Genomic DNA, 20,766 nt, shown 5'->3' with positions numbered 1-20,766 from the left:
AATTAAAAGGCCTATTTTTAGTTTTAAAATGGGCCTTTTTTACATTTATGACAAAACAACTAACACTACTCACACTACTACTTTTACTTCTTAATTCTTGCGGAGTTTTTCAATCGTACGAAAAACATCCGAAGAGAGAATTTAGAGGTGTATGGATAGCTACAGTGGTCAATATCGATTGGCCTAAAAATGGCAATGATTCTGAAGAGAAACAAAAAGCGGACTACCTTAAAATTCTAGATTTTTATGAAAAGGAAAATTACAATGCTGTAATTGTACAAGTTCGTGCTGCAGGTGATGCTTTTTACAAATCTGATTACGCACCATATTCCAGATTTCTTACGGGTGAAGAAGGAACACCTCCAAAATGGAATACAGATGTTCTTGAGTGGATGATCAATGAAGCCCACCAACGTGGTATGGAATTCCACGCATGGCTAAACCCGTATAGAGCAACTTTCGATGAGAATTTTGAAGTACTATCAGAAACGCATGACTATTGCACAAACCCTGAGTGGATGGTACATTACGGTAAAAAGAACTACTACAATCCTGGATTGCCAGAAGTACGCAAGCATTTTTCTAACATTATCGCAGAGTTAGTTTCTACCTATGATGTTGATGCCATTCATTTCGATGATTATTTCTATCCTTATAAAATCACCAATGAAGTTTTTAATGACTCTTTTGCATTTGAAACTTACGCACAAAAGGATCAAACTATTGATGACTGGCGACGTAGCAATATAGATTCTCTTGTAAGTCAATCTCACAAAACTATAAAATCGGTTAAGCCATGGGTACAGTTTGGTATTAGTCCGTTTGGGGTTTGGAAAAACAATTCGACCGATCCAAAAGGTTCAGATACCAAAGCAGGGCAAACCACCTACGAAGATTTATATGCAGACCCTTTACTTTGGATGAAAAAAGGTTGGATCGATTACCTAGCACCACAAGTATATTGGAGTATGGATTTACCTGTAGCATCTCACACCAAAATTGTAGACTGGTGGTCAAAAAACAATTATGGCACTAACCTATATATAGGTAACGGTCCATATAAAATTAGAAATAACAGCGATAAAGCGTGGTACGATATTAAAGAGATACCCAATCAATTAGAACTCGCCCGAGAGACTCCGCAAATTCAAGGTAATATCATGTTCAGTGCCAAATCTTTAATGAGCGACAATGACGATGTTGTTGATTATATTCATAAGAAATATTACAAGTTACCTGCTTTAAATCCTGTTTCTTCACTGGCAAAAAATCATATTTCAACGTCACCTAAACTTTTAGATGTTTCATTAGATGATGATGAGGTTATTTTAGAATACGACGATTTAAAAGGCTTGCGGTATGCACTTCTTTATAAGGCAGGGAGAAAAGTGAAAGAGGCGTATCCTATTAAAAAATTATTATATAAAAATTTAGTGACAGGAAATTCTATTCGCATATCAAAATCAGATTACCGTAAATCATTTTACAGTATCAGCTTTATTGATTTTTATGGTGCAGAAACGAAACCAACAGTCATCAACCTAAAGAACTATCCTAAAAATGATTCAAAAAGATAAAGGCGCCTGGGCATGGGTTCCGGTTTTATATTTCACACAAGGGTTGCCGTATGTTTTGGTGGTTACCGTTTCGGTAATTATGTACAAAAAATTAGGCGTCAGCAATGAAGACATCGGGCTATACACCAGTTTATTGTATTTACCTTGGGTTTTAAAACCATTATGGAGTCCGCTTGTAGATTTAAAAAGTACTAAGCGTAAATGGTTTTTAACCATGCAACTATTAATTGCGATTTCACTATTAGGTGTTGGTTTGACCTTACCTACCAATATGTTTTTCATATCATCTTTAGCCTGTTTTTGGATGGCTGCCTTTGCCTCGGCAACTAACGACATCGCCTCAGACGGGTATTATATGCTAGGTTTGACTGAAAAAAAACAATCTTTTTTCGTAGGTATGCGAAGTACTTTTTACAGGCTAGCAATGGTAACCGGTGAAGGATTGATCGTTGTTTTAGCAGGATTTTTAGAAAACAAATATGGTGACAATACCAAAGCTTGGAGTGTAACCATGTCTGCTGCAGCGTTTTTAATGTTGATCATGACGGTTACCAACTTCTTTGTTACACCGAAATATGAATCTGAAAGCAACGAAGAAAAAGAAAAGCCTGCAGGATTCTTAGAAGTATTCGCCACTTTTTTCAAAAAACCAGGTATAGGTATTGCTTTAGCGTTCATACTAACCTATCGTTTGGGTGAATCTCAATTAGTAAAAATGGCTTCTCCCTTTTTATTGGATACTCCCGATAAAGGCGGATTAGGATATTCAACAGAACAGCTTGGAACAATTTTCGGTACAGCAGGAGTTATTTTTCTTTCTATTGGAGGTATTTTAGGAGGTGTTTTAATTTCTAGAGATGGATTAAAAAAATGGATGTTACCCATGGTACTTTCACTAAACCTACCTAACATCTTATATGCAGTATTAGCGATGACAAATACTACTAATATTTATGCAGTAACAGCAACAGTGATTTTTGAAAAATTCGGTTACGGATTCGGTTTTGCCGCCTTTTTAATGTACCTCATTTATATTGCCGACGGCAAATCTAAAACATCACATTATGCCATTGCCACAGGTTTTATGGCGCTGGGCATGATGCTACCAGGTATGGTTAGCGGCTATATTCAACAATGGCTGGGTTATGACGGATTTTTCGTTTGGGTAGTTATTGCTGCCTTACCTGCGCTATTCTTACTAAAATTCATTTCTTATCCCGCAGATTTCGGCAAAAAAACATCAGTTCCCAATGAATAAAATTATACCTACAAAAGAAGCATTAACACAAATCTCTTTAATTGAGAAAGTCGGACAGCTTTTTATGCCCGCAGCTTTTATAAATGATACAGAAGAAGAGATACAGCAATTAGAAAAACTGATTTCGGAGCACCACGTTGGCGGACTCTGTTTTTTTCATTCAAGAGCAAGTGCTGCTACCAATTTCGAAGGCAAGAAAAAAATAGTGGTCAATGAAAATAGTTTTGACACCTTAAAAAACCTCATCAATAGATATCAAAAAGCGGCAACCTACCCCCTATTGATATCTATTGATGCCGAATGGGGATTAGCCATGCGAATAGAAAATACTCCCCAATATCCATATGCCATAACTCTTGGTGCAAATGCGGATAATGAAACATTAGTTTTTGAAGTGGGTAAGCAAATAGCCAAAGATTGTAAAGCTGCCGGTATTCATTGGAATCTTTCTCCTGTTGTTGATATAAACATAAATCCGAATAATCCTGTAATCGGGTATCGCTCCTTTGGTGATGACAAGTACAACGTAGTCGCTATGACAACTGCATTTGTAAAAGGAACCCAAAGTGAAGGTGTACTCACGAGCATTAAACATTTCCCTGGTCACGGAGATACCGCTACAGATTCGCATTTAGGATTACCGGTTATAGATAAATCGAAAGAAGAACTAATTGAAAATGAATTGTATCCTTTTCAAAAATTAATTGATGAAGGTGTCGATTCAGTTATGGTGGGTCACTTATCTGTTCCTGCATTAACTAAAAACGCAAGTCTACCTTCAAGCATCAATAAAGATATTATTACCGGAATACTACGTACTGAAATGGGATTTGACGGCGTTGTTATTTCCGATGCCTTGAATATGCATGCGGTATCAAAACATTATCCTATTAAGGGAGAACTAGAATGGTTAGCTTTTGACGCCGGTAATGATGTTTTATGTTTTGCCGAACATATAAAAGAAGGAATTCAGCTCATCTTAAAAAATGCCACTGAGACTCAAATCAACAAAAGTATTGAACGAATTTGGCAGCTGAAAGAAAAAGCGATATCGAAAGAGGGTTTAGAACTAGAGATAACCGACGCTAGTTCTTTAAATAGAAAAATAGCAGAGAATTCACTGACTTTACATCATGGTTCAGCTACAGATATTGCAGCATTTAAAACAACAAATTTCTGTACGTTAACCATAAAACGATTTGGTACCGACCAAACGAAGCAAGATATTTTAAATAATATCTTTGAAATGAAAAAAGAAGTTGAGATGGAAACCGAAATCTTACTTCTATTAACTCCCCCACAAATAAAGCCGACTAACAGCTTCGGATTTTTTGACGAAGAAATCAACTTTATAAACGACCTAATTACAACTAAAAATGTTGTGCTATATCACTTTGGGAATCCGTATGCGCTTAAGTTTTTTAAAACCGAAAAAACAACGGCAACTGTAATTGCTTATCAGAATTTCAAAGAATTTCAAGATGTTGCCACCGAACATTTTTTAGGTAGTATTGAAGCAAAAGGAAAATTACCAGTTCTATTAAACTAATTCATTGTATTATAAAACATCCAAATGAAAACATATAAAATTATTGGCCTCATGTCGGGCACATCATTAGATGGTCTAGATTTAGCATATTGCCACATTTGGGAGAAAAATGGGGTGTGGGAGTTTGTTATTAAAGAAACAAAAAGTGTTAAGTATTCATCAGATATGTTGAATACCCTTAAAAATGCAATCAGTCTATCCGCAGAAAAACTTATTGAATTACATAACACTTACGGTAGTTGGCTAGGTGAGCAAACCTCGATATTTATAAACGAGAACAAATTAGAAGTAGACTACATTGCCAGTCACGGTCATACCACCCACCACAGACCAGAAATGGGTCTTACTTTTCAAGTAGGTTCAGGGCAACATATAGCAAATGCTACAGGTATTAAAGTAATTGCAGATTTCAGAACAAATGACCTGGCACTTGGCGGACAAGGAGCTCCACTAGTGCCTATAGGTGATCGCATTTTTTTCAACGAATATGATTATTGTCTGAATCTTGGTGGTATCAGTAATGTATCTTTTGAAATAAAGGACAAGAGAATTGCTTATGATATCGGTTTGGCAAATATGATTTTAAATTACATTACCAGAAAGGTAGATTTAGAATATGATGAAGATGGAAAACTTGCACGTTCTGGTGGTATCAATCCAGAAATGCTAGAGCGGTTAAATAATCTTAAATATTATTTGCTGCCACACCCAAAATCAATTGGTTATGAGTGGTTTTTAGAAGAAGTTGTGCCCATTGTTGAAGAAACGGACGACACCTTAGAAAATTTACTTCATACAAGTGTTCATCATATATGCGATAAGGTAGCGCAACAAATCAATCTTAATTTCATGCACGACAGGCAACAATTATTGGTTACAGGTGGCGGTGCATTGAACTCCTTTTTAATTAAGACCTTACAACAAAAGTTAGGAGATTCAACCAAGGTAGTTGTGCCAGAAAAAATAATTATAGAATTTAAAGAAGCATTGGTATTTGCTTTGATGGGTGTACTAAGAGTAGAACAATTAACAAATGTGCTCTCATCTGTTACTGGCGCGAAAAAAGATTCTTCTAGTGGAGTATTGTTCATACCCAATTAAACTTTTTTACCTAATTTACTCGATATTCGAGATTAAGAAACACAACGATTTACCGCTGTAGCGAACTAATTTTTATTGAAGTTTCCTGTGATAGTTATGAAGGATACTCAATTCATCAAAACCGAAATAGACATGTCAGAAAAACAAAAGAAAGCAACCGCATACTGGAAAGAAAATATTAGGTACTTATTCATTTTAATGGCTATCTGGTTTATGGTTTCTTTCGGTGCGGGAATACTATTTAAAGAATCTTTGGATACTATAAAAATAGGAGGTTTCAAATTAGGTTTTTGGTTTGCTCAGCAAGGATCAATATATGTATTTGTCATCCTGATTTTTGTTTATGTAAGACTTATGAACAAGTTGGACAAAAAATATGGATACGACGAATAATACCACAACCTTTAACCACCAAAAAACTACATTATGAGTGTTCAAACCTGGACGTATTTTTTAGTAGGCCTCACCTTTGCACTGTACATAGGAATCGCGATTTATTCGCGAGCAGGATCCACAAAAGACTTTTATGTTGCCGGTGGCGGAGTTTCACCACTTGCCAACGGAATGGCAACGGCAGCCGATTGGATGTCCGCAGCATCATTCATTTCAATGGCAGGGATAATATCCTTTGCCGGATATGACGGCTCCGTATACTTAATGGGCTGGACGGGCGGTTATGTATTACTAGCATTACTATTGGCACCTTACTTAAGAAAATTCGGCAAGTTCACCGTTCCTGATTTTATTGGTGATCGCTACTACTCTAAAACAGCACGTATTGTGGCTGTTATTTGCGCACTAATTGTGTCATTTACTTACGTAGCTGGTCAAATGCGCGGTGTTGGTGTAGTCTTCTCAAGATTTCTTCAAGTAGATATCAATACAGGTGTTATAATAGGCATGATCATCGTTCTTTTCTATGCTGTTTTAGGTGGAATGAAAGGCATCACTTATACACAGGTTGCACAGTATTGCGTTTTGATTTTTGCCTTTATGGTTCCCGCTATTTTCATATCCATACAAATGACCGGAAACCCTATTCCGCAATTAGGCATGGGGTCAACTTTAAATGATGGCTCTGGCACTTTCTTATTAGATAAGCTAGACGGATTATCAACAGAACTTGGGTTCAACGAATATACCGATGGCTCTAAATCCATAACAGATATTTTTGCAATTACTTTAGCCTTAATGGTAGGTACCGCAGGATTACCGCATGTAATCGTTCGATTTTTTACCGTTAAAAAAGTAAAAGATGCACGCAAATCTGCTGGTTTAGCATTGCTATTAATTGCTATTCTTTACACCACAGCACCAGCTGTTTCTGTATTTGCAAAGACTAATCTTATTAACACCGTTAGTGATGAAGAATATTCTAGCATGCCAGTTTGGTTTAAAAACTGGGAAGAAACGGGACTCCTATCTTTTGATGATAAAAATGAAGATGGCAAAATTCAATATGTAGCTGATAAAACCAAAAATGAGTTAACCATAGATAATGACATTATGGTTTTGGCAAATCCTGAAATTGCAGATTTACCTGCATGGGTAATTGCTTTGGTAGCAGCTGGCGGATTAGCAGCTGCACTTTCAACAGCCGCAGGGCTTTTATTAGTGATTTCAGCATCTGTTTCTCATGATTTGGTCAAAAAAGTATTTAAACCGAATATTTCAGACAAAGCAGAATTATGGGTCGCAAGAGGCGCAGCGACAGTAGCAGTAGTAATCGCAGGTTATTTTGGTATTAATCCGCCCGGTTTTGTTGCTGCCGTGGTAGCACTGGCATTCGGTTTGGCAGCGGCATCATTCTTCCCCGCAATAGTTCTTGGTATATTTTATAAAAAAATGAATAAAGAAGGAGCGATTAGCGGAATGGTAGTCGGCATCGTTCTTATGCTCTTCTATATGACCAAGTTTAAATTTGGCTGGTTTGGTGGTGGAACCCCGGCAGATTGGTGGTTCGGTATTTCGCCCGAAGGCTTTGGTAGTATCGCTATGATTGCTAACTTTATTATAGCAATTATCGTTCTTCAATTCACTCCGGAACCACCTAAAGATGTTCAAGAAATTGTAGAAAATATTAGAATACCTAGTGGTGCAGGTGAAGCCACAGGACATTAACAAAAACAAATCAACATTCAACAACCAAAGGATTTCAACACCCTTTGCATATTAAATTAACGCATACCATGAGTAATTACCACATTAAACATCTGGAGGAGTATTATCAAGTCTACCGAAAATCAGTCCGTAATCCTGAAGCATTTTGGGAAGAAATTGCCGAAGAACATTTTGTTTGGCGCAAGCGCTGGGACAATGTTCTTAATTGGGATTTTAAGAAGCCCGAGATAAAATGGTTCGAAGGTGCGAAATTGAACATTACCGAAAACTGTTTAGATCGTCATTTACCAACAAGAGGTGAAAAAACGGCAATCATATTCGAACCCAACAATACTGATGAAGAAGCACTTCATATTACTTACAGGCAACTACATGAACGTGTTTGTCGTATGGCAAATGTTTTATTGGACCATGGTGTTAAAAAAGGTGATCGTGTGTGTATTTATTTACCCATGATTCCTGAGTTATCGGTAGCACTTTTAGCATGTGCACGTATTGGTGCGATACATTCGGTAGTATTTGCAGGGTTTTCATCTCACGCACTATCAACACGTATCAATGATTCTGACTGTAAAATTGTATTGACATCAGACGGATCTTTTCGCGGCAATAAATCTATCGATTTAAAAGGTATTGTAGATAAAGCATTAGAAGCATGCCCAGGTGTAGCGAATGTTTTGGTTGTAAAACGTACGGGTTCTGACATTACTATGGTGCCAGGAAGAGATAAATGGCTACAGCCATTACTTGATGAAGCTTATGCAGATTGTGTAGCCGAAATTATGGATGCCGAAGACCCATTGTTTATTCTTTATACTTCGGGATCAACAGGAACCCCAAAAGGAATGGTCCATACCACAGCTGGTTACATGGTGTATACAGCATATACTTTTAAAAATGTATTTCAATATAAAGAGAATGATGTGTATTGGTGTACTGCCGATATTGGATGGATTACAGGACACTCGTATATAGTTTATGGACCGTTAGCCAATGGTGCAACTACTTTGATGTTTGAAGGCGTTCCTTCGTATCCAGATTTTGGTCGATTTTGGGATGTGGTCCAAAAACATAAAGTAAATCAGTTTTATACCGCGCCAACAGCTATTAGAGCATTAGCGAAAGAGAACTTAGAATACGTTGAAAAATATGACCTATCGAGTCTTAAAGTATTAGGATCTGTGGGCGAACCAATAAATGAGGAAGCTTGGCATTGGTACAATAATAATGTGGGTAAAAAGAACAGCCCAATTGTAGATACTTGGTGGCAAACCGAGACTGGTGGTATTATGATTACTCCTATTCCGTATGTAACTCCGACTACTCCGACTTACGCAACGCTACCATTTATTGGTATTCAACCTGCTTTGATGGATGAGAATGCCAAAGAGATAAAAGGAAATCAAGTAGAAGGCCGTTTATGTGTTAAATTTCCCTGGCCATCTATTGCAAGAACTATTTGGGGAAATCATGATCGTTATAGAGACACCTATTTTTCAGCCTATGAAAACATGTATTTTACAGGTGATGGAGCTTTGAGAGATGCCGTAGGGTATTACAGAATAACAGGTCGTGTCGATGATGTCATTATTGTATCTGGTCATAATTTAGGCACCGCACCAATTGAAGATGCTATCAATGAGCACCCGGCAGTAGCAGAATCAGCTATAGTAGGTTTTCCACATGATGTAAAAGGAAATGCCCTCTATGGCTATGTCATCTTAAAGGAAACAGGTGAAAGTAGAGATCGTGACAATCTAAGAAAAGAAATCAATCAGCAGATTACCGAACATGTGGGTCCTATTGCTAAACTAGATAAAATACAGTTTGTATCGGGATTACCAAAAACCCGCAGTGGAAAAATCATGCGAAGAATTCTACGTAAAATTGCCAGTAATGACACCAGCAATTTAGGTGATACCAGTACCCTACTGAACCCAGAGGTAGTTCAGGAAATTATGGAGAATTCATTATAGTCTGAAAAGACGGTACTATATTATTACAATATTCATCAAACTCAAATTTACATCGAGTTTGATGAATTTTTACTTTATTCGAGAAGAAGTTAATTGAATATCGGCCGTTGACCAGCTCTCTTTTATTTGCATATCTATTTGCTCAACCATATTTTGATCATCAAGTTTCTCATAAGCAAGTTTTAAACCGTGTAAAGCCCAACCATTTTTAGGTAGTTTAACCAAGTCGTCTTTATAGGTTTGAACAGCATCATTGTATAATTCTGCTTCGATTTGAACAGCTCCAAGATGATGCCTTACCGAAAAAAACCAATCTGGTGGTTCGTTATAATTTAAGTCATCTTCAATTTTAACAGCTTCTTTTAATAATGCTATACTTTCCAAATATTTAGATTCTTTAGCCATAATCTCAGCTTCTAAAACATTTTTGGCTATTTGAACCAATACGTCGACCGAGTTAATTTCCCAAATAGATATTTCTTTTAGGCTCTCATCTTCTGCGAAAATTTCTAATGAGTGAAGTTCTTTTTTAGCATGTTCTATTTTATCCAATCTTAAAAATGCCAAACCACGTGCGTAGTTTAAAACTGCAGATGGGTATTTTAAAGAAGGTACTTCATTTTCAATATTCAATATTTCGTGCCATTTGCCAAACTTCACATTCATGTAGAACGGTATCGAATAATAATGCTGAAGTGTTCCCCAACCGGGTTCTTTCATCAAAATAGTACTTGAGTGCTTTGCAACATTATTAGATGCCTTTAATGCCAATTCACTATTACCCTCTAATGCAGCAGTTGCTGCCATAAAATGATAGTTATGTGGAAAATAAGCAAGTGGATAAGCTCCTTGAGCATTACAGGCAGCTACGTAAGTACTATCAACAGCTACTGCACGTATATTTGCCAATGTACCTTTATGATAATCTCCTGTTCTAATATAAACATGAGAAGGCATATGAACAAGATGCCCGGCACCGGGCACTAGACCTTCATCAAAAATTTTAGCACTTTCCAAGGCGTCTTCTGGATGCAAGGAGGCTTCAAGCATATGAATTTTAAAGTGATGCGCACCAGGATGTTTTGGATCTATTTCCAAAGCTCTATTAACTACCTGAATAATTTCATTTGTTCTTTCTTTAGGATTTCCTTTTTCATCCCACAAATCAAAAGGAAACATATCCATTAGTGACTCGGCATACAAAGCTGCAACATCTGCATCGTAAGAATAATGATTATAAACTTCACGCAATGCATTTGAGTATGCTAAATCTAGATTACCTCTATCCTCAACCGGAAATTGAACATATCTTTTTGACAAGGCATCAATTAAATCCTTTTCTTTTTGAGAAGCATTATTTTTAGCCAATTCCTTTGCTTTTTGAACTGCATCGTATGCTCTTTGATAGTTATCCGGTTCCATTCCCGCATTATAATTTGGACCTAAAACATAGGCAAAACCCCAATATGCCATCGCGCAATTCGGATCCAATTTTGTTGCATAGTAAAAAGATCGTGCCGCCTCTGCATGGTTGAATCCGTACGCCAATACCATTCCCTGGTTTACAAATTTTTGTGCTAGCCTATTATTGGTAGTTACAGGAAATTCCATCACATCTAACCCTTCGATAAGTGGAGCGATATTATCAGATTGATACCATGTTATATCTGTTGTGATCGGAGCACAAGCTATAAAGGGTCTGTTTGAAATGTCTTCTGTATTACCCCTATTCTTACATGCCATGAAAACAAAAAGTAGAACTAGTACATAAAGAAATGAATTTTTCATAGCTGTAAACATTAATATTTATCAAAACATAACATTCACAATATAAATTCATGATACTATAAACCAAAGACTTAACGTGTAAATAGCATTTAAAAACGTATAATTGACAAAAGGCTATAAATTCTCAACCGCAAGTACCAACAAGACTTTATTAGTTATGATTGATTTGAGAAGGCGTGATTATTTGCAAAAAGAGGACGCGTTTTAAAAGTCATAAATAGCACAACAGAAATTAAACCGCAAACACCTAAGCCAGCAAAAAGTGCCCAGACTGAATCCTTAATAAAACTACCTACAAAAATAGAAATGGGGATAGACAAAATCGTAGAAATGAATCCGGTGATTGCTGCGCCTATTCCGGCAATATGTCCAATAGGCTCCATTGCAATAGATCGCATGTTTCCCCAGATAAATCCTAAGCACAGAAATAACAACGAAAGAAATATTAACAAGACAGTAATACTAGGATCTTTTGAACCGAAAAACAACAAAGTATACAACAAGGCAATAGAAGTGAACGCTACCAAAGCTGCAAAAGATAAATTTCGCATTCCGAAGCGCAATACCAAGGTACCGTTCATTAAGGTTGAAAAACCAACGGATAGTGCTAACCCTGCGAACACGTAAGGGAAAGTTTCTGTCAGCCCATAAAGCTCTTCAAAAACATGCTGAGCAGAACTTAAATACACTAAAAACGAACCTGTAATCAACCCTGAAATTAAGGTGCACGATACTGTTTCCTTATATCTAAAAATCTCTTTAGTTCCGCTAACAAATACACTGAGAGAAAAAGGAACTTTGTATTCTGGTTTTAAGGTTTCTTTTTGTCTTTTATAAAACCAAATTCCCACTAATAAGGCAAAAAACAGTTGCATATAAAAAATGCCCTGCCAACCTGTTAGGCCCATTACAGCTTTACCGATTGCAGGTGCCACCACAGGAACCAGAATAAAGAAAGCAGTAACAAACGACATTATTTTTGCCATATAATCGCCTATGTACGTATCACGAATTATGGAAATGCTTATGGTCCTTGGTGCCGATAAACCAATACCTTGTAATACACGACCAACAAGCATTATTTCAAGATTAGGGGCTAATAAGCAAATGATACTGGCGACCAAAAAAACGGTAAATCCGAAGTAAACAATTGGTTTTCTACCAAGACTATCTGAAAGCGGACCAAAAAATAACTGCCCTACTCCCAAACCTAAAAAAATCATGGTGACCAGTAATTGATTTTGGGTGGGATCTAAACTATTAATAGAAATACCAATATCTGCCATGGCAGGTAAAATTGCGTCTATAGTTAACGCAACAATTGACATCAAAGAAGCCATTAGGGCAACAAACTCAAAATTCGGTTTTACCTGTTCATTCTGCATCGTGCAAAAATAAGGCTTAACAATACAAGCAATGTTAATAAAAGTTGATTTTTAAGTTTATGCATTTTTGAAATTCAAATATGTACTTTTGCATTAAATTACAATGTATGCTTATTATAGGTATTGCCGGTGGAACAGGTTGTGGAAAAACCACAGTAGTAAATCAAATTATAAATGAATTACCAAATGAAGAAGTTGGGGTAATTTCACAAGATTCGTACTACAACGACCTATCTCATTTATCTCTTGAAGATAGACGTAAAACCAACTTTGACCACCCAAGTTCAATAGATTTTGCACTACTTGAGCAGCATTTAATTGCATTAAAAAATGGTGAATCGATCGAGCAACCAGTATATTCATTTTTAGAATGCAATAGAACGGCAAAAACAGTATTAACTCACCCAACTAAGGTTATTATCGTAGAGGGTATTTTAATAATGACGAATTCTGCTATTCGTAAAATGTTCGATATTAAAATATTCGTTCATGCAGATACCGATGAAAGACTGATCAGAAGATTGAAGCGAGATGTTAACGAAAGAGGGTGGGATTTAGATGAAACCATAGAAAAATACCAAGCCGTAATAAAGCCAATGCACGAACAGTTTATTGAGCCAACAAAAGAGTATGCAGATATTATTATTCCGAATAATAAATATAATACGGTTGCCGTTGAAATTGTTAAGAGTATTATTAATGAAAAAATAATGCAAGAGTAATGGCATTTAAAGATTTAAAACAAAAAAAATGGTTTAAAATCATGACCAATATGTATGTATTGGTACTGTCCGTTTTTGTTGTTTGGATGCTTTTTTTCGATACCAACTCACTTCTAATTCATTTAGAATTAAGAAAAGAGATAAAAAAACTAGAAAAAACCCAAGACTTCTTGAAAGATGAAATTGCGAGGGATAAAAAAATTATCGAAAAGTTATCTGATGAAGATGAACTTGAGCGATTTGCTCGAGAAGAGTATTATTTAAAGAAAAAGAACGAAGAAATATACCTTATTGAATACGAGGACAGTTTAAAACTCAAGGATAAAGAATAGTTTTTCATATCATTTTAATAAGTTTTAGTCTTTCTACATACTACACAAAAAACGACGACTTAACCATTTCATAATTAAAAGTTTAACGCTTTATTAATGAAAACTCAGCGCTTATTCACTTAGTGTTAACAAAAAGCTTTCATTAGCCCCATAAATAATTGTATTTTTACCACCTAACTTACTTTGAACATGGGCAAGATTATTGCTATAGCCAATCAAAAAGGAGGCGTAGGTAAAACTACCACCACAGTTAACTTAGCTGCCTCGCTAGGTGTATTGGAAAAAAAGGTTTTATTAATCGATGCTGACCCCCAAGCAAATGCAACTTCTGGGTTAGGAATTGATGTAGATGGTGTTGAGCTAGGTTCATACCAGCTGATGGAACACACCAAAACTGCGAGGGAAACTATTATACCAACGACCTCCCCAAATGTAGACCTTATTCCTGCACACATCGACCTTGTCGCCATTGAAATAGAATTGGTTGATAAAGATGAGCGTGAGTACATGATGAAAAAGGCTATTATCGACCTTAAAAAAGATTATGATTATATCTTAATCGATTGTGCGCCTTCATTAGGCTTATTAACCTTAAATGCACTTACCGCTGCAGATTCGGTTATTATACCGATTCAATGTGAATATTTTGCGCTAGAAGGATTAGGAAAATTATTGAATACCATAAAAAGTGTTCAAAAATTACATAATGCAGATTTAGATATTGAAGGCATGTTGTTGACAATGTACGATTCTAGATTACGATTATCGAACCAAGTAGTTGATGAAGTAAGAAAGCATTTCGGAGATATGGTTTTTGAAACTGTAATTCAACGCAATGTTAGATTAAGTGAAGCTCCTAGTTATGGAGAAAGTATAATCAAATACGATGCTGCCAGTAAAGGAGCAACTAACTATTTGAACATGGCTAACGAGATAGTCAAAAAAAATAAGCAGACGGTTTAAGTATGGCAAAAGCGACAAAAAAACAAGCTTTAGGTAGAGGACTTTCGGCTCTTTTAAAAGATCCGGAAAATGATATAAACACAGCATCAGACAAGAATGCAGATAAAGTTGTAGGTAATATTATTGAACTCGATTTAGAACATATTGAAGTAAACCCATTTCAACCGCGTTCTAATTTCAATGACGAGTCTATAAAAGAACTAGCCGCATCTATAAAAGAGTTAGGTGTCATTCAGCCAATTACAGTAAGAAAATTAGGCTTTAACGAGTACCAATTAGTATCTGGAGAAAGAAGATATCGTGCTTCTAAACTTTTAGGTCTAGAAACTATACCAGCTTATATACGTATCGCTAATGACCAAGAGTCTTTAGAGATGGCTTTGGTTGAAAATATACAACGTCAAGATTTAGACCCAATTGAAATTGCACTCTCTTACCAACGTCTTATAGATGAGATTAATCTTACTCAAGAAAGACTTAGCGAGCGTGTTGGCAAAAAAAGATCTACTATTGCTAACTATTTACGTTTATTGAAATTAGACCCGATTATTCAAACAGGCATGCGTGACGGTTTCTTAAGTATGGGTCATGGTAGAGCTTTGGTAAACATTTATAAAAAGCAAGATCAAATATCACTTTACGAAAAAATAATCTTTGACAACCTTTCCGTTAGGGATACTGAAAGTGCAGTAAAAGCATATCATGCTGATGATGTACCTAAGCAAGAGACAGCAAAGCCCGCACAAAAGGAGGCTTCTGTTTTTGTACGCAAAGGCATAAAAGAACTTACTGATGCTTTATCGGTAAAAGTGGACATAAAATCTGCTGATAATGCAAGAGGAAAAATAACCATACCATTTAAGTCTCAAGAGGAATTTGACCGTATCAAAAAATTGATAACAGGTGCGTAGCTATCTTTCATTATTTAGTACATTATTATTATTCATTAATTTCTCCTTTTCTCAAGAAGAGCAAGATTCTATTCCTAAAAGTGAAATAGATAGTGTGCAAGCTGACTTGGATAAAAAGGGAGTTGTCATTAAAGACTCCGTTTCATTTAAAAAAGCTAAAAAAGAATTTAATCCATTAGCGCCAAGTAAAGCGGCATTTTACTCTGCTATTCTACCTGGTATGGGGCAAATTTATAATAAGCGATACTGGAAAGCGCCTATTGTCTGGGGAGCTATCGGCGGAAGTGTTTATATGTATACTTGGAACAATGATCAGTATCAACGTTTCAGAACTGCATTCATAAGAAGACAAGCTGGCTTTACAGATGACGAATTTAACGGCGAGGGAACATTACCACTTTTTGATGTAGAAAGGCTAGAAAGTCAACAAGAACGTTTTCAAAATGACCGTGATCTTTGGCTAGTTGCTGCTATCGCATTATATGCCTTAAATATAGTAGACGCTAACGTTGACGCGCATTTAAAACAATTCAACATTGACGATGACCTAAGTATAGACTTTGAACCTTATCTTGATTTAAATCAAGTGACCAACAGCCCTAATTACGGAATGGCATTAATTATAAAATTTTAAGAATGAGAATCGCACTTTTCGGATACGGAAAAATGGGGCAAATGATAGAACAAATGGCTATAAAGCGTGGTCATAAAATTGTTGCAAAAATTGACGAGAATTCTGAAAATATTGATTTTAGCACTATGGATGTTGCTATTGATTTCAGTATGCCAGAAGCAGCTTTCGGTAATATCACCAAATGTTTACATAACAATGTTCCTATAATATCGGGTACAACTGGCTGGTTAGATAAATATGAAAATGCCACTACTCTATGTCGAGAAAAGAATGGTGCTTTTATATATGCCTCTAATTTTAGTTTAGGAGTGAACATTTTTTTCGAGCTGAATAATTATTTGGCAAAAATGATGCAAAATCTTCCTGAATATAAAGTTGAGCTGGAAGAAATACACCATACCCAAAAATTAGATGCCCCTAGTGGTACGGCGATAACTTTAGCAGAAGGTGTCATTGCTAATTCTAATTACTCGCAATGGAAATTAGACAGCGCATCAAAAGAAACTTTAAAAATTACATCAAAAAGAATTGGCAAGGTACCAGGCACCCATACCGTTGCCTACGACAGTATTGTTGATAGTATAGAAATAAAACATACTGCACACAATAGAGAAGGATTTGCCCTAGGAGCTGTTACTGCAGCAGAATGGATAATTGGTAAAACAGGTATTTTCTCTATGCGAGATGTGTTAAACCTAGGTTAAAAGCGTAACAAAAATCAATCTAAAAGACTGATGGATTATTGATGTGAACCAAACATCAAAAAATTCATACTATTTCAATAAAAATTAAAGAATATGAACGGCACTCAATGGATTATTTTTATTCTCATTGTACAAGTAATACATTTTTTAGGTACTTGGAAACTTTACGTAAAAGCAGGAAGAAAAGCTTGGGAGGCTGCAATACCTGTTTACAACGCTATAGTTTTAATGCAAATTATCAATAGACCTAAATGGTGGGTAATATTATTGTTCATACCTATTATCAACTTATTAATGTTCCCGGTATTATGGGTAGAAACCATAAGAAGCTTTGGCAGAAATAGTAAATTAGAAACTTGGATAGTCGTATTAACACTTGGTTTTTACATTTACTATGTAAACTACACACTAGATGTTAAATACGTTGAAGACCGTTCTTTACACCCGAAAACTGCTGCAGGAGAATGGGTCAGTTCCATTTTATTTGCTGTTGTTGCAGCCACACTAGTACATACCTATTTTATACAACCATATGTAATACCTACGGGATCATTGGAGCGCACCTTAAGAGTTGGTGATTTTCTTTTCGTAAGTAAGTTTCACTATGGTGCCAGAACACCAATGACAACAGTTGCCGCACCAATGGTACATGATACATTACCAGGCTTAGGAATTCCTTCTTACTTGAAAAAACCACAACTACCCTACTTTAGATTACCAGGGTTTACCAAAGTAGAAAGAAACGATATTGTAGTTTTCAGTTGGCCTGCCGATACCGTTCGTGTATTTTTCAAAAAAGAAAAAGGTGTTGACAAACCAATAGACAAAAAATCGAACTATGTAAAACGTTGTGTAGGCGTACCAGGCGATTCTTTAGAAGTTCGTAATGGTTACGTTTTTATAAATGGAAAGCAATTAGAACTACCAAAAAGCGCTAAACCACAGTACGACTACGATATCTATAGCTCCAAAGGTGTATCGTCTAGAACACTTGATAATTTGGGCATTACCGATTTCATTAGAAAATATCAATCAAGTCCGCTTAACCAAGACCAAGTAAATGGATTAAGACCCTATTTAATAGGCTTTAATCAATCTGAGAACGGTCAATTAGAGTTAGGCACAAAAGCAACTGGTATACCTTCAAATGTGATATCTAAATATAGATTAGCATTAAAAGAGATAACCGACAGAAAACGTACTGTGCCACTAACAGCTGATATGGTTTCTTCACTAAGAAAAAATCCTGATATAGATTCTGTAGTTCAAATAGTTACGGAAAAAGGGAGAAGAGGCATCAACCTATTTCCTCAGAGTCCTGATTACCCTTGGAATTATAGTCAATTAGGACCTATATACATTCCTCAAAAAGGAGCAACGGTAGACTTGAATTTAAAAGTACTTCCACTCTACAAAAAGATTATCAAGGAATACGAAAAGAATGAAATTTCTGTATCTGGTAATCAAATTAGCATTAATGGATCACCAGCTACTACATATACTTTCAAACAAGATTACTTTTGGATGATGGGTGATAACAGAGATCACTCTGAAGATAGTAGAGCCTGGGGTTATGTACCAGAAAACCATATTGTCGGAACACCTATTTTCATATGGATGAGTTTTGACAATTTCACAGAAGGCATCAGCAACTGGAGACCAAGATGGGATCGTATATTTACTACGGTGAATGGCGACGGAGAACCACAATCTTATTTCAAGTATTTCTTAATTCTACTAGTAGCCTATTTCGTAGGAAATTGGTTCTGGAAACGTAAAAAGGAAAAAAAGTGAAATTAATTCATCCCTCATATTTTCCGAACATACTTACATTCAGTTATATTATGCACCACCCAATTTGTTGGGAGGTAAATGATAATTACCAAAAACAGACGTTTAGAAATAGAACTTATATTTCTAATGATCGAGGCAAACATATATTGAGCATACCAATAATTCATGCAGGTAGAGCAAATGGTAGACAAAAATATAAAGATGTTTTGATAGACAATTCTTATCCGTGGCAACGTCAACATTGGCGCACCTTAGAAACTGCCTATAGAACATCGCCTTTCTTTGAATTTTATGAAGATGATATTAAACCTCTTTACCATCAAACTTATGAAAGCCTACTTGACTTCAATATAAAGACCATAGAGACGATATTTGAGTGTCTTCAACTAGAAATGCCGAAAGAAAAAACTCTTGCATATGAGATTACCCCTGAAGACAAAGATGATTTTAGATTTTTAATAAGTGCTAAGTACACCCCTCAATTAAATATAGAACCCTATACACAAGTGTTTGGCGATAGACATGGCTTTACTCCTAATTTAAGCATATTAGACCTTCTATTTAACCTAGGCCCTAATAGTATAGCATATCTCAATCACGAGTTCATAGCCACTGATAATGATTAGATTCATAGCACATTATGGAATACATTTCATTGTACCCATTATAATTGCTATTTATTTCTATAAAGAAAATAAGCTTTGGGCTTCTATTATATTATTATCTGCAATTGTAATTGATATCGACCATCTTTTGGCTACGCCAATGTTTGACCCTAATCGATGCAGTATCAATTTTCACCCTTTACACACCTATTGGGCAATTGGCGTATACGCCTTATTGTTTGCTTACAAGAAAACACGAATTGTTGGTCTGTCATTACTCATACATATTTTAGCAGATACTGTAGATTGCTATTTTATTCACTAGGTATTTTAAATGTTGCCATGATGGGCTCATGGTCAGATAAGTCAATATTATAATTTTTATGATTTAATATTTTAAAAGAAGGATCTATTAAGATCATATCTATCCTAAATGGGAACTTCCAAAATTTTATGGTTTCACCGTAACCTCGTCCCGATTCCAAGAAACTATCCTTTAAATCACCTTTAATATTAAAATACACTTTAGAGAATTGTGTATTATTGAAATCACCTCCCACAATAACAGGATAAGGACTTGCATTAATATGATTTCTAACGATACCTGATTGCCATAGTTGCTTATCAAAAGAATCTCTAAGCCGAACGAATAGTTTATCTGAACGCTCCTTTTTGAAATAATTTGGTCGAATCCTCAAAGACTGTAAATGAAGATTATAAAAACGTAAAGTATCTTTCTTTATTACAATATCAGCGTACACCCCTCCATTATAAGTATTAGGAAAATCTAACTCACCGTTATTGATTATTTTATACTTAGAATAAATTGCCAAATCATTACTAGCTTCTTCATCACCAAATTCAATTTTATTTGCTACATATGGATAGCTTTTCAACATATCATCCTTAACATAATGAGACTCAAATTCTTGAAAATAAATGATATCCACATTTTCCCCTTCCACAAATTCTATAACTTCTGTGCTTGTAATTTTTTCCCATTCACTTTGATACTTACTATTAAACCCTAATGTATTATAACTCAATAAGGAGATAACATTAACATCCTTAATTGGTTTTTGTCGACCATTAAATGCTATAAAAGAACCAAGTGTAAAGTAACCAAAGACTAATATTGAAAGTGACAACAGCAGATATATCTTTTTCCCAAGTAACCAATACAAGAAGAATAACATATTAATTAAAACCAATGCAGGTACTGTTAAACTAATAAAGGCTAAACTAGCAGATGATGTATAAGGAACTATACAAGCTAAAAACAAACTGAAAGCTATAATCCAATTTAAGAATAACATGAACTTTTTAAAAAAAGACATTTTCTTCAT

General features: G+C 35.6%; 19 protein-coding genes. 16 read left to right on the top strand and 3 right to left on the bottom strand.

Annotated features, from left to right (window positions below):
* Positions 1-47: 47 nt before the first annotated feature.
* From DFQ03_RS13015 to acs, 7 genes are all read left to right on the top strand, one after another.
* Positions 48-1,577 (top strand): glycoside hydrolase family 10 protein, encoded by a 1,530-nt coding sequence (locus tag DFQ03_RS13015; RefSeq protein ID WP_133673618.1) that lies wholly within the window; start codon positions 48-50, stop codon positions 1,575-1,577.
* The gene (locus tag DFQ03_RS13010) at positions 1,561-2,835 is read left to right on the top strand and encodes an MFS transporter (protein WP_133673617.1); all 1,275 of its coding nucleotides are present in this window, start codon (positions 1,561-1,563) and stop codon (positions 2,833-2,835) included. The genes DFQ03_RS13015 and DFQ03_RS13010 overlap by 17 nt, the downstream gene beginning before the upstream one ends.
* Entirely contained in the window at positions 2,828-4,384 is a 1,557-nt protein-coding gene (locus tag DFQ03_RS13005; RefSeq protein WP_133673616.1) for a glycoside hydrolase family 3 protein, read from the top strand. The genes DFQ03_RS13010 and DFQ03_RS13005 overlap by 8 nt, the downstream gene beginning before the upstream one ends.
* Positions 4,385-4,408: 24 nt before the next feature.
* Positions 4,409-5,485 (top strand): anhydro-N-acetylmuramic acid kinase, encoded by a 1,077-nt coding sequence (locus DFQ03_RS13000; RefSeq protein WP_133673615.1) that lies wholly within the window; start codon positions 4,409-4,411, stop codon positions 5,483-5,485.
* A gap of 132 nt (positions 5,486-5,617) precedes the next feature.
* Positions 5,618-5,878, top strand: a complete 261-nt coding sequence (locus tag DFQ03_RS12995) for a DUF4212 domain-containing protein (protein WP_133673614.1) — start codon at positions 5,618-5,620, stop codon at positions 5,876-5,878.
* Positions 5,879-5,911: 33 nt separating this feature from the next.
* On the top strand, positions 5,912-7,606 hold the full coding sequence (locus DFQ03_RS12990; RefSeq protein ID WP_133673613.1) for a sodium:solute symporter family protein: 1,695 nt from the start codon (positions 5,912-5,914) through the stop codon (positions 7,604-7,606).
* Between the two features lie 68 nt (positions 7,607-7,674).
* Complete coding sequence (gene acs, locus DFQ03_RS12985) at positions 7,675-9,582, top strand: acetate--CoA ligase (protein WP_133673612.1); 1,908 nt, start codon at positions 7,675-7,677, stop codon at positions 9,580-9,582.
* Between the two features lie 69 nt (positions 9,583-9,651).
* Here the strand turns inward: acs and DFQ03_RS12980 are convergent, their stop codons facing one another.
* Positions 9,652-11,370: a tetratricopeptide repeat protein gene (locus DFQ03_RS12980; protein ID WP_133673611.1), complete on the bottom strand. Its 1,719-nt coding sequence runs from the start codon at positions 11,368-11,370 to the stop codon at positions 9,652-9,654.
* A gap of 155 nt (positions 11,371-11,525) precedes the next feature.
* Positions 11,526-12,755, bottom strand: coding sequence for a multidrug effflux MFS transporter (locus tag DFQ03_RS12975; RefSeq protein ID WP_133673610.1), 1,230 nt, complete (start codon positions 12,753-12,755; stop codon positions 11,526-11,528).
* Positions 12,756-12,862: 107 nt separating this feature from the next.
* Here DFQ03_RS12975 and udk point away from each other — a divergent pair, with 107 nt between their 5' ends.
* The 9 genes from udk to DFQ03_RS12930 all read left to right on the top strand — a co-directional run bounded on the left by udk (position 12,863) and on the right by DFQ03_RS12930 (position 19,745).
* Entirely contained in the window at positions 12,863-13,477 is a 615-nt protein-coding gene (gene udk / locus DFQ03_RS12970) for a uridine kinase (RefSeq protein WP_133673609.1), read from the top strand.
* A complete protein-coding gene (locus DFQ03_RS12965) occupies positions 13,477-13,809 on the top strand; it encodes an FtsB family cell division protein (protein WP_133673608.1) in 333 nt (110 codons plus the stop codon). Before udk ends, DFQ03_RS12965 begins: the two co-directional genes overlap by 1 nt.
* 189 nt (positions 13,810-13,998) lie before the next feature.
* The gene (locus DFQ03_RS12960; RefSeq protein WP_133673607.1) at positions 13,999-14,772 is read left to right on the top strand and encodes a ParA family protein; all 774 of its coding nucleotides are present in this window, start codon (positions 13,999-14,001) and stop codon (positions 14,770-14,772) included.
* 2 nt (positions 14,773-14,774) lie between these two features.
* Complete coding sequence (locus tag DFQ03_RS12955) at positions 14,775-15,683, top strand: ParB/RepB/Spo0J family partition protein (protein WP_133673606.1); 909 nt, start codon at positions 14,775-14,777, stop codon at positions 15,681-15,683.
* The gene (locus DFQ03_RS12950; protein WP_243834495.1) at positions 15,676-16,317 is read left to right on the top strand and encodes a DUF5683 domain-containing protein; all 642 of its coding nucleotides are present in this window, start codon (positions 15,676-15,678) and stop codon (positions 16,315-16,317) included. Before DFQ03_RS12955 ends, DFQ03_RS12950 begins: the two co-directional genes overlap by 8 nt.
* 2 nt (positions 16,318-16,319) lie before the next feature.
* Complete coding sequence (dapB, locus tag DFQ03_RS12945; RefSeq protein ID WP_133673605.1) at positions 16,320-17,021, top strand: 4-hydroxy-tetrahydrodipicolinate reductase; 702 nt, start codon at positions 16,320-16,322, stop codon at positions 17,019-17,021.
* 93 nt (positions 17,022-17,114) lie between these two features.
* Positions 17,115-18,815 (top strand): signal peptidase I, encoded by a 1,701-nt coding sequence (lepB, locus tag DFQ03_RS12940; RefSeq protein ID WP_133673604.1) that lies wholly within the window; start codon positions 17,115-17,117, stop codon positions 18,813-18,815.
* Positions 18,812-19,441 carry a WbqC family protein gene (locus tag DFQ03_RS12935; protein ID WP_262711572.1) on the top strand — a complete coding sequence of 210 codons (630 nt, stop codon included), beginning with the start codon at positions 18,812-18,814 and terminating at the stop codon, positions 19,439-19,441. The genes lepB and DFQ03_RS12935 overlap by 4 nt, the downstream gene beginning before the upstream one ends.
* On the top strand, positions 19,434-19,745 hold the full coding sequence (locus DFQ03_RS12930; protein ID WP_133673603.1) for a DUF6122 family protein: 312 nt from the start codon (positions 19,434-19,436) through the stop codon (positions 19,743-19,745). The genes DFQ03_RS12935 and DFQ03_RS12930 overlap by 8 nt, the downstream gene beginning before the upstream one ends.
* Here the strand turns inward: DFQ03_RS12930 and DFQ03_RS12925 are convergent.
* Complete coding sequence (locus DFQ03_RS12925) at positions 19,735-20,766, bottom strand: endonuclease/exonuclease/phosphatase family protein (protein WP_133673602.1); 1,032 nt, start codon at positions 20,764-20,766, stop codon at positions 19,735-19,737. The genes DFQ03_RS12930 and DFQ03_RS12925 overlap by 11 nt on opposite strands.

Origin of the sequence: Maribacter caenipelagi (assembly GCF_004364175.1) — a bacterium.
Taxonomy (GTDB): domain Bacteria; phylum Bacteroidota; class Bacteroidia; order Flavobacteriales; family Flavobacteriaceae; genus Maribacter; species Maribacter caenipelagi.
Note: the sequence above shows the minus strand (reverse complement) of the source record. Positions and strands in the feature narration are given on the sequence as shown.